The sequence below is a fragment of the Caballeronia sp. LZ062 genome (genome assembly GCF_031450785.1).
Classification (GTDB): Bacteria; Pseudomonadota; Gammaproteobacteria; order Burkholderiales; family Burkholderiaceae; genus Caballeronia.
The window spans coordinates 2,859,727-2,872,932 of record NZ_JARTWB010000002.1 but is presented as its reverse complement, the minus strand read 5'-3'; the positions used below and the strand labels follow the sequence as shown (position 1 = coordinate 2,872,932).

Annotated in this window: 15 protein-coding genes and 1 pseudogene; 6 read left to right on the top strand and 10 right to left on the bottom strand. The window is 64.7% G+C overall.

Annotated features, from left to right (window positions below; all coding sequences use genetic code 11):
• Positions 1 to 6: 6 nt before the first annotated feature.
• From P9239_RS19430 to P9239_RS19415, 4 genes are all read right to left on the bottom strand, one after another.
• Positions 7 to 1,302, bottom strand: coding sequence for an MFS transporter (locus P9239_RS19430; protein ID WP_309753787.1), 1,296 nt, complete (start codon positions 1,300 to 1,302; stop codon positions 7 to 9).
• Between the two features lie 169 nt (positions 1,303 to 1,471).
• Positions 1,472 to 1,786, bottom strand: coding sequence for a high-potential iron-sulfur protein (locus P9239_RS19425; RefSeq protein WP_309753785.1), 315 nt, complete (start codon positions 1,784 to 1,786; stop codon positions 1,472 to 1,474).
• Positions 1,787 to 1,906: 120 nt separating this feature from the next.
• Positions 1,907 to 3,007: an NAD(P)/FAD-dependent oxidoreductase gene (locus tag P9239_RS19420; protein ID WP_309753784.1), complete on the bottom strand. Its 1,101-nt coding sequence runs from the start codon at positions 3,005 to 3,007 to the stop codon at positions 1,907 to 1,909.
• Between the two features lie 185 nt (positions 3,008 to 3,192).
• Positions 3,193 to 4,170 (bottom strand): AAA family ATPase, encoded by a 978-nt coding sequence (locus P9239_RS19415; RefSeq protein WP_309753782.1) that lies wholly within the window; start codon positions 4,168 to 4,170, stop codon positions 3,193 to 3,195.
• A gap of 351 nt (positions 4,171 to 4,521) precedes the next feature.
• On the opposite strand from P9239_RS19415, the gene P9239_RS19410 reads away from it, so the two are divergent.
• Positions 4,522 to 5,052 carry a hypothetical protein gene (locus tag P9239_RS19410; protein ID WP_309753780.1) on the top strand — a complete coding sequence of 177 codons (531 nt, stop codon included), beginning with the start codon at positions 4,522 to 4,524 and terminating at the stop codon, positions 5,050 to 5,052.
• Positions 5,053 to 5,083: 31 nt separating this feature from the next.
• The gene (locus P9239_RS19405) at positions 5,084 to 5,893 is read left to right on the top strand and encodes an endonuclease/exonuclease/phosphatase family protein (protein ID WP_309753778.1); all 810 of its coding nucleotides are present in this window, start codon (positions 5,084 to 5,086) and stop codon (positions 5,891 to 5,893) included.
• 8 nt (positions 5,894 to 5,901) lie between these two features.
• Here P9239_RS19405 and P9239_RS19400 read toward each other — a convergent pair whose 3' ends face one another.
• Positions 5,902 to 6,294 carry a response regulator gene (locus P9239_RS19400; RefSeq protein WP_309753776.1) on the bottom strand — a complete coding sequence of 131 codons (393 nt, stop codon included), beginning with the start codon at positions 6,292 to 6,294 and terminating at the stop codon, positions 5,902 to 5,904.
• A gap of 130 nt (positions 6,295 to 6,424) precedes the next feature.
• On the opposite strand from P9239_RS19400, the gene P9239_RS19395 reads away from it, so the two are divergent.
• Positions 6,425 to 7,024 carry an alpha-ketoglutarate-dependent dioxygenase AlkB gene (locus P9239_RS19395; protein ID WP_309753774.1) on the top strand — a complete coding sequence of 200 codons (600 nt, stop codon included), beginning with the start codon at positions 6,425 to 6,427 and terminating at the stop codon, positions 7,022 to 7,024.
• Between the two features lie 18 nt (positions 7,025 to 7,042).
• Here the strand turns inward: P9239_RS19395 and P9239_RS19390 are convergent, their stop codons facing one another.
• The 3 genes from P9239_RS19390 to arsC form a co-directional block, all read right to left on the bottom strand.
• Complete coding sequence (locus P9239_RS19390; protein WP_309753771.1) at positions 7,043 to 7,441, bottom strand: RidA family protein; 399 nt, start codon at positions 7,439 to 7,441, stop codon at positions 7,043 to 7,045.
• Positions 7,442 to 7,564: 123 nt separating this feature from the next.
• A complete protein-coding gene (locus tag P9239_RS19385; protein WP_309753769.1) occupies positions 7,565 to 7,873 on the bottom strand; it encodes a hypothetical protein in 309 nt (102 codons plus the stop codon).
• Between the two features lie 114 nt (positions 7,874 to 7,987).
• On the bottom strand, positions 7,988 to 8,410 hold the full coding sequence (arsC, locus tag P9239_RS19380; protein ID WP_309753767.1) for an arsenate reductase (glutaredoxin): 423 nt from the start codon (positions 8,408 to 8,410) through the stop codon (positions 7,988 to 7,990).
• Between the two features lie 295 nt (positions 8,411 to 8,705).
• Here arsC and P9239_RS19375 point away from each other — a divergent pair, with 295 nt between their 5' ends.
• The 3 genes from P9239_RS19375 (at position 8,706) to P9239_RS19365 (ending at position 10,256) form a co-directional block, all read left to right on the top strand.
• Positions 8,706 to 8,987, top strand: a complete 282-nt coding sequence (locus P9239_RS19375; RefSeq protein ID WP_309753766.1) for a hypothetical protein — start codon at positions 8,706 to 8,708, stop codon at positions 8,985 to 8,987.
• Between the two features lie 91 nt (positions 8,988 to 9,078).
• Positions 9,079 to 9,345, top strand: a complete 267-nt coding sequence (locus tag P9239_RS19370) for a cupin domain-containing protein (RefSeq protein WP_309753764.1) — start codon at positions 9,079 to 9,081, stop codon at positions 9,343 to 9,345.
• An 83-nt stretch (positions 9,346 to 9,428) separates the two neighbouring features.
• The gene (locus P9239_RS19365; protein ID WP_309753762.1) at positions 9,429 to 10,256 is read left to right on the top strand and encodes a DUF72 domain-containing protein; all 828 of its coding nucleotides are present in this window, start codon (positions 9,429 to 9,431) and stop codon (positions 10,254 to 10,256) included.
• A 614-nt stretch (positions 10,257 to 10,870) separates the two neighbouring features.
• On the opposite strand, the pseudogene P9239_RS19360 reads toward P9239_RS19365, so the two are convergent.
• Positions 10,871 to 11,788: pseudogene (locus P9239_RS19360) on the bottom strand (2-hydroxy-3-oxopropionate reductase); the annotation flags it as partial.
• Positions 11,789 to 11,819: 31 nt separating this feature from the next.
• Positions 11,820 to 12,605, bottom strand: coding sequence for a 2-dehydro-3-deoxyglucarate aldolase (gene garL / locus P9239_RS19355; protein ID WP_309753760.1), 786 nt, complete (start codon positions 12,603 to 12,605; stop codon positions 11,820 to 11,822).
• Positions 12,606 to 13,206 lie beyond the last annotated feature (601 nt).

Here is a 13,206-nt window from a genome sequence, read left to right as displayed (position 1 = left end):
TGCCGCCTAGCGTGTGAAGTCGCGCCCTTCGTCGACGTCGGCGTCGGCGTGGCGCGTCGCGGGAATCGCCGCCACCGCGATCAGCGAGAGCACGACGCCGGCCATGACGTAGAACGTCGGCGCGAGTTGCGAACCCGTGACGCGAATGAGCCACGTCACGATGAATTGGCCAAAGCCGCCGAAAATCATCACCGCAATGTTGTAGGCGAGTGACAGGCCCGTCGAGCGAAGGTGCGCGGGAAAAAGCTCGGAGAGCAGCGCGCCGAACGGCCCGTAATAGCCGGACAGCACGACCGACAGCGTTGCTTGCACGATGACGAGACGCAGCACGCTCGGTTCCGCCGCAAGCCACGCGAAGAGCGGATAAATGATGACGAGCGTGATCCCGAGCGACCACAGCGTGAGCGCCTTGCGTCCGATGCGGTCGGACCACGCGCCCGCCACCGGCGAAAGCACCGTCAGCAGCAGATTGCCGACGATCAGCGCCGTGAACGACTGGCCGTACGGCAGCTTGAGTTGCTTGACGGCGAATGTCGGCAGATACGCGATCAGCACATAGACCGTCACGGTCAGCGCGATCACCGCGCCGAGACCGCACAACACTTCGCGGCCATGCGTGCGGAAGACTTCGCCGAGCGTCGCGCGCCGCGCAGTCTTCTTCACGTGCATGAACGCTTCCGTGTCCGACATGTTGCGCCGGATGTACAGGCCGATGGGCCCGATCACGAGCCCGATGATGAACGGCACGCGCCAGCCCCACGACTGCAGCGCCTCTGGCGACAGCCCGCGCGAGATCGCCGCGCCCACGACCGCGCCGAGCAAGAGCGCCGCCGCCTGACTGGCCATCTGGAAGCTGCCGTAGAAACCGCGCTTCGAGAACGGCGCGGCCTCGATGAGGAGCGCGGTCGAACTGCCGAACTCGCCGCCCGCCGAGAAGCCCTGCAGAAGCCGCGCGACGACGATCAGAATCGGCGCGCCGATGCCGATGGCCGAGTAAGGCGGCGCAATCGCGAGCAGCAGAATGCCGAGCGTCATCAGCGCGATCACGAGCGTGAGCGCGGGCTTGCGCCCGGCGCGGTCGGCATACAGCCCGAGCACGATGCCGCCTACCGGCCGCATCACGAACGCCACGCCGAAGCTCGCGGTGGTGAGGAGAATGGACGAGTAATCGCTTTCGCTCGGGAAGAAGAGCCGGGCGATCACCACCGTCATGAAGCCGAATACGACGAAGTCGTACCACTCGAGCGCGTTGCCGATAACCGCCGCGCTCACCGCGCGCGCATTCAATGGTCTGCCTGCCATGCGAATCCCTGTAATTTGATTGATCGGCGCCTAGCGTGCGCAGCCGGGATATTTTTGCCCTGGCGAGTGTAAAGACCGCGCGTGTCCGGATCAAGCGGCGAAGAAGCGACGAACAAAAGCGCGCCGGGCTTCGCAGCCGGGCGCGCTTGTTCTTGACGGCGTTCGGAACTCAGGCCTTCTTCGCGTAGGCGCTGCACCAGCCCTTCGCGGCCACTTGCTTGCCGCCGAACATCGGGCATGGCGCGAACGGATCGGACGCCTTGCCCTGATAGAACTGGCAATTGCCGCATTCTTGCCCCGCTGCGTACTTCGGGAACTTGGCCTTGTCGACCTTGCTTGCGTCCAGCTTGTAGCCGAGCGCCTGCGCGGTGGGATCGCTCTCCTCGACCTTCGGCGCATCGGCGAAAGCGACGCGCGAACCGAGCGCGAGCGTCGACGCAACGCCCACGCTCGTCATCAGAAATGTGCGACGGGAAGTCTTCATGGTGACTCGCTCCATGTTGTATTGGGGGAAAGCGCCGTTCTGACGACGGCGACGCCTGAGCATAACAACACACGCACCATTCGATGACGACAAATGTCGGAGATAAGCGCGGGCGAACGCTCAGCGCAACATGTCGGCGACCCGTTCGCCGATAGCCAGCGACGCCGTCAGCCCCGGCGATTCCATGCCGAACAGGTTCACGAGCCCCGGCACGCCATGCGCCGATTTGCCCTGGATCATGAAATCCGCCGCCGCCTGGCCTGGACCGGAGAGCTTCGGCCGGATGCCGGCATACGCGGGTTGCAGCGCGCCGTCGGGCAGGCCGGGCCAGTACGCGCGAATGGCTGCGTAGAAGGAATCGGCGCGGCGCGGATCGACGTCGTAGTTGATCGACGGCACCCATTCCACGTCCGGGCCGAACTTCGCCTGCCCGCCCATATCGATGGTCAGATGCACGCCGAGACCCGCTTCGTTCGGCATCGGATAGATCAGGCGGTCGAACGGCGCGCGCCCGCTCACGCTGAAGTAGTTGCCCTTGGCGAAGTAGAGCGGCGGCACGTGGCGGTCGTCGAGACCGCGAATGCGCCGCGCGATGTCGTTTGCATGCAGCCCCGCGCTGTTGATGAGATACGACGCCCGGAAGCGCGCCGGCGCCTGCCCGCCCGTCTCGACGATGAAGCAGCCTTCGCGCGCCTCGATGCTCGCGACCGGCGTATGAAACACGACGCCCGCGCCGCGATTCTCGGCGTCGCCCTGCAGCGCGAGCATGAACTGATGGCTATCGACGATGCCCGTGCGAGGCGAGTACACCGCTTCGACGCATTGCAGTTGCGGCTCCATGTCCTTTGCTTCGGCGCCGCTGATGCGCACGAGCCCTTCCACGCGATTCTCGATGCCCTTCTGTTCGATCGCCGCGAGCTGCGGAATCTGATTGCGCGCGGTGGCCACGAGCAGCTTGCCGCATTGCCGGTGCGGCACGCCGTGCGCCTCGCAGAATGCGTACAGCATTTCGCGGCCGCGCACGCACAGTTCCGCCTTGAGCGAGCCGCGCGGATAGTAGATGCCCGCGTGTATCACTTCGCTGTTGCGCGAACTCGTGCCGATGCCGATGGCTTCGCCCGCTTCCAGCACCATCACTTCGCGCCCGCGCTGCGCGAGCGCCCGGGCGATGGCGAGCCCGACGACGCCCGCGCCGAGTACCACGCATTCGATCCGATCCATGTCCTTTTCCGCGCCGACTCGATGCTAACTATTCTACGTGCGGGACTATTGCGCGTTGCACAATAACGCACGCAGCGCGCATCGTTTTCCGGTGCAATTCGGAAAAAGGCAAGAATCCGACCGCCAGACGTTCGAATGAGCGCATTTTGACGGCGTTTTGCGAAAAATCGCGAAACCGCGGCCCGCTAGAAGCCCATGGACTTGCGACGCGATTGGCGGTCCAGTTCGATATCGCGCGCCTCGACGTGATGCCTACCGTCGATGCGCGCGTTGCCGAAAGCATTGAGCATGGCGCGCCGCATCCCACGCGGCGAGGCTTGCGTGAGCGCGTCGAGCGCCGCGTCGCCGAGCGTCTCCGGAAAGCGGCTGCCCCACGCGTGCGCGTTGCGGATCTCGGCGTAAATGGCCTGCGCGATGCGCCGCGCGCCGTCGCGGTCCGGCGCGGGAATCTCGTACACGTTCATGCGGTTCAGAAGCGGCTCGGGAATCGCGCGCGCGTCGTTGGCCGTAGCGATCCACACGACATTGCCCGCGTTGATCGGCACCTCGGCGAATTCGTCGATGAAGCTCTGCGCCGTATCGTGTTCCAGCAAAGCGTAGAGCGCGCCGAGCGGATCGTATTGCGCGTCGCCGGTGGCTTTGTCGATTTCATCGACGGTCATCACGGGGTTCGCATAGCTGCCGTTCACGAGCGCGTCGAAAACCTTGCCCGGCTTCGCATTGCGCCATTGCGACGACGCGCCGGACAGAATCCAGCCCGCCGTGAGCGAACTCATCGCGACGTAGTGGCAGGACGTGCCGAGCAGCCGCGCGAGCTGCTTGGCGAAATGCGTCTTGCCGATGCCCGGTTCGCCGAGCAGCAGCATCGGCATGAGTTCGAGCCGGTCGTCGGTTTCGAGGCACAGCGCAATCTGCTTGCGGATATCGTCGAGCGGTTCCTCGAAGTTCGGCAGCGAAGTCGCGAGATCGTCGATGGAAGGCATGCGGTTGGGCTTTACGCAGAAACGCAGATTGCCCACCTTCAGCATCTTTTCGTAAGTCGCGCGCAAGGCTTCGCTCGCGCCTTCCGGAAGATCGTTCAGCGCAGTCTCCACTTCGTCCAGACTGTAGACCTTGCTGAACGACGCCACCGCCAGTTCTTGTTTGACTACGGCCGTCGTCATGTCGCACCCCGTGTTTTCTCGCTTCGACGAGTCCAGTGTATCGACGAAAGAATCGCGCGCAAGCGAGCAGTCGCGGGCGTCTGCTGCCAATCTTCCGGAACGCGGGCCGGCTTGCGCGCACGCGAGTATGATCGTCGCGATGCGGCGGCGGTCGGGTTCGGAACGTGCTTCGGAAGCGGCCAGGTTGGAATCGGCGGCGTGCGACCTCACATGACTTGTTCGCGCTGAACCGCGCCCGATCCGTCGTGTCAGAAAACAGTCGCCGAGCCACACCCGTTCGGCGGCCGCCCGCAGCGAGGTTCGCGCGGACCAGCCGCCATCCGATCCGCCCGCGCGCCGGAGAAGCCTTCAATGACTGAAACGAACCGCATCGCCTTTCCGCTTTTGTTCCGCTCCGCGCTCGTCGCCTGCGCATATCTCGCCGCGAGCCACGCCGTTTTTGCACAGAGCGCGCCGCAGCCGGTCAACTGGGAGTTGCAGGTCGTGCGCGACGGCCAGGAGATCGACTCGTTCTCCGCCACCACGAACGTCGGGCAGGCGAAGACCGATACGCATCACAACATCATGCAGAACCGCGTCGGCTGTGCGGACAAGCCGGCCGGCGATATCGACCTCCAACGCACGCTCACCGTTTCGCCGACGCACGCGAGCGCCGACGACATCACGCTCGCCATCGACGCGCAAGAAACGCTGGAGAGCGACGCCTCGCAGGCTTTGCCCTCGGGCTGCAAGGTGCCGCCGGCACCGCGTCAGGTGAACGCCTCGCATCCCGGGCTCGTGCTGAAACCGGGCGAATGGGCGCAATGGCAGATCATCGACAGCAATCCGTCGCTGACGTATCGCGTGCGCGCGAACCTCGCTTCAGCCACGCCGGCGCAGTGAGCCAGCGCACCACGCACAGAAGAACGAACGCATGCGAAATCCAGAACATCTTCCGCCAGCACCGTCCGCGAATGCGGTCACGCCGGATTTCACGGCGGTGAGCTGGAATCTGCACAAGGGGCGCTCGCCGCTCGGCCTGCGCGCATGGAGCGCCATGCAGCGATGGGTGCAGACCACCAACGCAGACGTCTATTTTCTTCAGGAAGCCATGGCCCGGCGGTTGCCTCAGCCGGTGCTCGCAAGCGGCTTCGGCAAGCCGCTTTCCGCCCCGCTCGACGATGTCTGGCATTGCCAGGCCACCGAGATCGCCACCGCGCTCGAGTTGCAGATCGCGCTCGGCCCTAACGTGTTCAAACCGTCGTGGCGGCACGGCAATGCCATTCTGTCGCCGCATCCGCTGGATCTGTCCGGACGCTGGGATATTTCGGCACATCGCTTCGAGAAGCGCGGGTTGCTCGTCGCGCGCGCCACCTTCGCGGGACACGCCATCACGCTGCTGTGCGCGCATCTCGCGCTCACGCGCTCCGCGCGGCTGCGTCAGATGAACTGGATCGCGCACTGGATCGCGAAGGAAGCGCCGGAGGGCCCGCTCGTGCTGGCGGGCGATTTCAACGACTGGCGCAACGACTCCGTGCCGCTTTTCGGCGAACTCGGCATGAACGAAGTCGCGACCATGCTCGGCGAATCCGGCCGCACGTTTCCGGCGTTTTCGCCGGCGCTCGCGCTCGACAAGATGTTCGTGCGCGGCCTGAAACCGGTGCAATGGATCGTGCCGACGCAGGATACCGCGTGGCTCTCGGATCACCTGCCGTACATGGCGAAGCTGCGTATCGCCGATTGAACGCCCGGTCAGGCGCGCGAGAGCAGCGCCTCGAGAGCGCCGATGGAAACGGGTTTGGTCAGGTGATGATCGAAGCCGGCATCGAGCGCGGTCTGCCGGTCCTCCGCGCTGCCGTAGCCGGTGAGCGCGAGCAGAAGGGCGCCACGGGTCGCATCGCGCTTGCGCATCTCGCGCGCCACGTCGAAGCCGCTCATGCCCGGCAAGCCGATGTCCAGCACCACCACGTCCGGCCGGAAATCGTCGATGGAATCGAGCGCGCACACGCCGTCGTGCTCGGTGCGAACCTCGTGGCCGAGCGCCTCCAGCAGCATCGACAGGGCGAAGGCCGCATCGGCGCTGTCATCGACGAGCAGAATACGGCGGCACGCCGCGCCGTCATGCGTTTCGGCGTTCAGGGTCATGCGTGTCTTCGCTTTTTATTGAGATAGCTCGCCGACTGTAGCATATGCCGCAGAACGGCAGGAAAGACACCGCAAAGCCACCGCGCGATGCCTCTGCTATCGTGGTTCTTTCTGCCGCATCCGCACTGCCATGTTCGATCTTTTCGACGACATTCCCAAGCCCGATATCGCGTGGCATCCGGACTGGATCGATGCCGACGCCGGCTCCGACCTGATGGCCGCGCTCATCGACGAAGTGCGCTGGCAGCAGGACACGATGAACACGCCCGGCGGCCGCGTGCCGCTGCCGCGCCTGACCGCATGGCTGGGCGAGCCGGACGCGGTCTACGTCTATTCGGGCATTCGCAACGTGCCGCAGCCGTGGACGCCCGCCGTCGCGCAGCTACGCGACGCCGCGCAGGAAGCCAGCGGCGCGCGATTCAACAGCGTGCTCATCAACCGTTACCGCAGCGGACTCGACAGCATGGGCTGGCACGCCGACAAGGAGCGTGAACTCGGCCCGGAGCCGGTGATCGCCTCGGTGAGTCTCGGCGCGACGCGCAGGTTCGAATTCCGCCACGCGCGCACGCACGCCACACACGCGCTTTCGCTGACGCACGGCAGCCTGCTCGTGATGCGCGGGCGCACGCAGCAGGAATGGGTGCATCGCGTGCCGAAGGAGCCGGGCGCGCGCGGCGAGCGCATCAATCTTACGTTCCGCTGGGTGGACGCTTCGAAGGCGCGCAAGTGAGCCGCGCGGGCCGGGCGATCAAGGCCGCCGGGCGATGAAGTCGATTTCCACGAGCGCATCGCGCGCCAGTCCTGTCACGCCGATGCAGGTGCGCGCCGGCAACGGCTTCGGCAGGAAGTACGAGCGGTAGACGGCGTTCATGGCGTCGTAATCGCGCTTGAACTCGGTCAGGAAGATGCGCACGCTCACGACGTGATCGAGCGTCAGGCCGAGGCCGGTCAGCACGAGAATCAGGTTGTTCATCACGCGCCGGGTCTGTGCGGCGATGCCTTCGGGCAGCGGCGCGCTGTCGTCGTCGGGATCGGTCGGCATCTGGCCGGTGAGAAACACCCAGCCGTCGGCTTCGGCGGCGTGCGAAAACGGTCCGACGGGCGTGGGCGCGGCGTCGATCATCGAGAATTTCGGTGAATGGCTCATGACTTTGTATCGAGTGCTGGGCACGCTACGTTAGCGCGCCAATATTGGCGCCGTTGCATGAAGGGCCGCAAACAAAAACGCGGCGAGCCATCCGGCCCGCCGCGTCACCCGTAGCGTCTTCACTTACCAGCCGTGGCGATCGTGCCAACGCTCTTCGCGATGCTCGCGCCGCCATTCATGCTCGCGCCATTCGCGCCGCTCGCGCCACGCGCGTTCGCGCCAGCGATCTTCGCCGTAGCCGTATCCGTAGCCATAAGCGACCGGCACCGCCGGCTGCACGTACACCGGCTGCGCGGGAGCGTAGTAAGGCACCCCGTAGGCCGGCACGCCGATTCCCACTGCCACATCGACGTGCGCGGACGCCGATGCGGACACCGCCAGCGCCGCCAATCCCGCGAGCCCGATAGCCGTACCAAGAAGTTTCTTTTTCATTTCGCTCTCTCCTGGCACCGAGTGCCGTGTCTGTGAGATGCAGTCTAGAGAGCGATGCCTGACACAGGTGCAACAGCGCTGCCAGAAAGGTAACGCGACGTAACGGCCACCACGTTAGCGCACACGCTTTCCCGTTTCGTCGATGATCACTTCGCCGTCTTCCTTAGTGAACGGTCCCTTTTGCGGCGAAGGCAAAAGGTCGATCACGAGTTCGGACGGACGGCACAGGCGCGCGCCGAGCGGCGTGTCGACGAACGGACGGTTGATCAGAATCGGATGCGCGAGCATTGCGTCGATGAGTTGGTCGTCGGTCAGCAACGGATCGTCGAGACCGAGTTCGGCGTAAGGCGTGCCTTTCTCGCGCAGCGCGTCGCGCACCGTGAGACCCGCCCGCGCGATCAACGCGACGAGTGTCTCGCGGCTCGGCGGCGCCGTGAGATATTCGATGACATTCGGCTCGATGCCCGCATTGCGGATCAGCGCAAGCGTATTGCGCGACGTGCCGCACTTCGGGTTGTGATAGATGGTGACGGTCATGGCGCGCGCTCCTCGTGTCTGTCGATGCCTCGCATTCTAGGGCCGCAAGGCGCTCCGCGTGAGCGAAGAATGTCGTGCGCGCCCGCGTCGCGTCACGTCCTTGACCGGATGACGAGCGTATAAGCGAATCTGCTGTTCATTGCCGAATTGCGGCCTATAACGGAAGGGCGCGGCGCGCAGGTTGCTATGCACGATGCAGCTGCAGGCAAGCCCGACGCGGTTCTGCGCGAGTTCTGCCTACGGGCCACCCAGATGCGCGGCCCGCCCGCAGCGCGTCACTATCAAGGAGCACAGCATGAAATCACGTCTCGTCATGACGGCGCTCGCCGCCTCTCTGCTCGCTACCGCGGGCGTCGCCTCGGCGCAGCAGAGTTACTATCGAACCGCGCAGGTCCCGGGGCAGGCCACGCCCGACACGTGGACGCAGTCCGCCGACACCCAGAGCCAGACCGGCGACATGTCGTACGGCGGTGTTTCGTCCACGCGCAGCGGCACCGGTTCCGCGGCCATGCGCCGTGACGCCATCTCGAAGCCGTGCACGCGCGGCCCGCAGTGCGACATTTTCTTCGGCAACTGACAAAGGCTTGAACTTGCATCGGTGCATCGAGGGTGCGTCTCGCGTCCACGCCGAACCGCACCTCGTTCTTCTTATCCCCGAGACCGCCCTTATGCAGCGCGACGAATTTCTCGCCCAGCTTTCCGCCGAAGGCTTTCCCGAAGCCGTGACCGTCACGCGCGAAGCAAACGGCTCACTCGATGAACACGCGCATCCGTTCGAAGCGAAGGCGCTGATCGTCGAAGGCCAAATCACGCTCCGAATAGGCGACGAAGCGCGGCTGTATCGCGTGGGCGACGTCTTCCATTTGCCGGCCAACGTCGAGCACACCGAACAGTACGGGCCGCAAGGCGTCAGCTATCTCGTCGGGCGAAAATAAGCGCGCGCAGCGTGGGGCACGCTCGCCGCGCCTTCGCTACACTCGTGGCATCCAGCGATCCTGCATGAGACCGGAGATGCCCGATGGCGGCGAAGGACAAGACTCAAGGCGCGGCACGCATTCGTGTCGGTATTGGCGGATGGGACTTCGAGCCGTGGCGCGGCACGTTTTATCCCGAAGGTCTCACGCACAAACGCGAACTCGAATACGCGAGCCGCGCACTGACGAGCATCGAGGTGAACGGCACCTTCTACCGTTTGCAGAAGCCGGACACGTTCGCCAAGTGGCGCGATGAAACGCCCGACGACTTCGTGTTCTCGCTGAAAGCGCCGCGCTATGCCACGAATCGGCGGGTGTTGGCTGAAGCGGGCGATTCCATCGAGCGCTTTCTCGCGAGCGGCGTGCTGGAACTGCAGGACAAGCTCGGCGCGATCAACTGGCAGTTCGCGCCGACCAAGCATTTCGATCCCGAAGATTTCGAGAGCTTCCTGAAGCTGCTGCCCGCCAGCGTCGAAGGCCGCACGATGCGTCACGCCGTGGAAGTGCGGCACGAGAGTTTCGCCGATGCCGCGTTCGTCGCGCTGCTGCGGAAGTACGGTGTCGCGGTGGTCGTGGAGGGCGATTCTGACTATCCGCAGATCGCGGATATCACCGCGCCGTTCGTGTACGCGCGCATCATGGGCACGACCGAAAAGCAGAAATTGGGCTACTCGAAGGCGGCGCTCGACCACTGGGCCGCGCGCGCGAAAGAGTGGGCAGCGGGTGGGGCGCCGGAGGACTTACAGACCGTTGGCAAGCCGCCGGCGAAGGCGTCAGCGCGCGATGTCTATCTGTATGTGATCAGCGGGTATAAGGCCGCCAATCCGGCCGCGGCGATGGCGTTGATCGAGAGATTGAAGAAAGCGGCCTAGCGGGATGGGCGGTGCTTCGTGCTTGGGAACGGAACCGCCGCGCGATACCCTCGAGAACCGCGCGGCATATTCCCGGTGAACTACCCGACGACTCCAGCTTGCCTGCGCCGTCGTTCGAAAGGACGGCGCACGTCAGCCGGGCAAGTCCATGGGCACGCCATCCGCCCGATCTATGAAAGCGGCGTAGCGAGATGTGCGGTGCTTTCGCGCTTGGGGTTTCGCGTGGCCGTTCCATCGGCGAATCGTGCGCGACTGCTCGAAGCCATGCGACACATCGCGGATGTTTTACGCGACGACTCCAGCTTGCCTGCGCCGTCGTTCGAAAGGACGGCGCGCCTCAGCCGGACAGGTCCATGCGTATGCCGTCCGCCGACGCATGAAGCGGCCTATCAGGGAAGGCCGTGCTTCGCGCTCGAGGTTTCGCGTGGCCGGTTGTCGGCGAATCGTGCGACTGCTCGAAGACCGCGCGACATATCGCCGATGCATTACCCGACGACTCCAGCTTGCCCACGCCGTCCTTCGACAAGACGGCGCACGGCAGCCGGACAAGTCCATGCGTATGGAGCGGATTCCCGCTCCATCGCGAAGGCGACCGCAAGCGCGCTCCAACCGCCCTACTTCGCGCCCTGCCCGATCTCGTGATTCGCGAGGATCTCCAGCGCCCGCACCATCCCCGAGTGGTCCCACGCCTTGCCGCCGTGCGCCGTGCACGCATTGAAGAGCGCCTGGCACGTCGCCGTGTTCGGCAGCGCGACGCCGAGCGATTGCGCCGTCGAAAGCGCCAGATTCAAATCCTTCTGATGCAACTCGATGCGGAACCCCGGATTGAACGTGCGTTTGGTCATCCGCTCGCCGTGCACTTCGAGGATGCGCGACGACGCGAAGCCGCCCATCAACGCGGTCCGGACCTTCTCGGCATCGACACCCGCTTTCGACGCGAGCAGGAGTGCCTCGCCGACCGCCTCGATGGTCGCCGCCACGATCACCTGATTCGCCACCTTGCAGACCTGCCCCGCGCCGACCTCGCCGATCAGCGAGATGTTCTTGCCCATCATCTCGAAGAGCGGCTTCACCTTGTCGAACGTGGCCTGCGCGCCGCCGACCATGATCGTGAGCGATGCCGCCTTCGCGCCGACTTCGCCGCCGGACACGGGCGCATCCAGATAATCCGCGCCGCGCTCGCGGACTTTCGCGGCGAACTCGCGCGTCGCGATGGGCGAGATCGAGCTCATGTCCACGACGATCTGACCCGCGCGCAGCGAATGGGCGACGCCGTTCTCGCCGAACAGCACGCGCTCGACATCGGGCGTATCCGGCACCATCAAGAAGACGATGTCGGCTTTCCCGGCGACTTCCGCCGGGCTGTTGCACGCGGTGGCGCCCGCCTGCGTCAGCTCGGCCGGCACGCCGCTGCGCGTGAACGCGGCCAGTTCCACGCCGTTCTTGACGAGATTCGCCGCCATGGGATGCCCCATGATGCCGAGTCCGATGAAGCCTGCTTTCGTCGTCATGAATCTGCTCCTTGTGTTCGGGTTCCGGTCGGGCGACGCTGCCGCCCGCGCCTCATTGTGCGATGAAGTGTTTCTTCACGGCCTGCGCCGCGTTTCTGAGCATGCCGAGATCGGCGCATACCGCGACGAGCGTACAGCCCATCGACAGGTAGCGCTCGGCGTCCTGTTGCACGGGCGCGAGAATGCCGCTCGCCTTGCCCGCCGCGTGCGCGCGCTCGAAGACGTGCGCGATAGCCGCCTGGACGTCGGGGTGGTTCGCGTCGCCGAGATGGCCGTAGGCGGCGGCGAGATCCGACGGACCGACGAAGAGCGCATCGACGCCATCGACAGCCGCGATCTCGTCGATGGCATCGACGGCTGCGCGGCTCTCGATCTGCACCGCGACGCTGATGTTGTCGTTCGCTACCTTGAAGTAGTCCGCGACGGTGCCGTAACGGTTCCCGCGATGCCCGACCGACACGCCGCGAATACCCTCAGGCGGATAGCGCGTCGCGGCGACCGCGCGGGTCGCGTCGGCGGCGCTGTCGACGAACGGAATCAGGAAGTTGACGAAGCCGGCATCGAGCAGGCGCTTGATGCCGACGGGCTCGTTCGCGGGCGGCCGCACGACGGGCGCGCTCACGCTGTCTTTGAGCGACATCAATTGCGGGATGAGCGTGAGCGTGTCGTTGGGCGCGTGTTCCGCGTCGAGCAGCATCCAGTCGAAGCCCACGACACCGAGGAGTTCCGTGACGATCGGACTCGCCAGCGACGCCCAGCAGCCGATCAGCTTCTCGCGAGCGCGAAGCGAGGCACGGAAGGCGTTGGGCAACGGTTGATACTGGGTCGACGACGGCATGGTGCCTCCTTGGGATGGCTGCGCGCTTCGCAAAGCTGATAGTTGTCTGACGTCTTACGTAGAGTAGCGTCGTTTATTGCCTGCCAGGCAGCCGTGTTTACCCGAAGCTATTGCGACCAGACGTGGGTCGCAGGGGATTGTATTTGTAGGACGTCTTACGTGTATTGCAAATAAATCCTGCCGTTGCTTCTTGCGGTCTTTCTGCACGCACCGCCGCTCGTAAGTAAACAAAAGAAGAGCATATGTATACGTGGTAGTAGTTAACAAGCCGCCCGCGTTTCAGTGGATAACCGGCTTCTCCCGTTTCGAGTCAGAGACTTGCAGAGTAAACAACTTCGGTATGGCCGCGCGAGTTGCGGCGCGACGCGAGGACAACTTTCGGCGCTTTCGGCGACACGCCGACTTATGCAGAAACGACGAACAGCTTTCGCGGTGCAGTGGCCACAGGGTTGTCCACAGCGACGCAGTTGTCGGGCAATAAAAAAAGCGCCTCCTAAGAGACGCTTTTGAGCTGCCCCTACCGAATGAAAGCGTCCCCCGAGTCGCCTCACAAATCGCTCAAAGCCTTGTCGCAGTTGGAGAAGCGAGATTTCAGGGACGC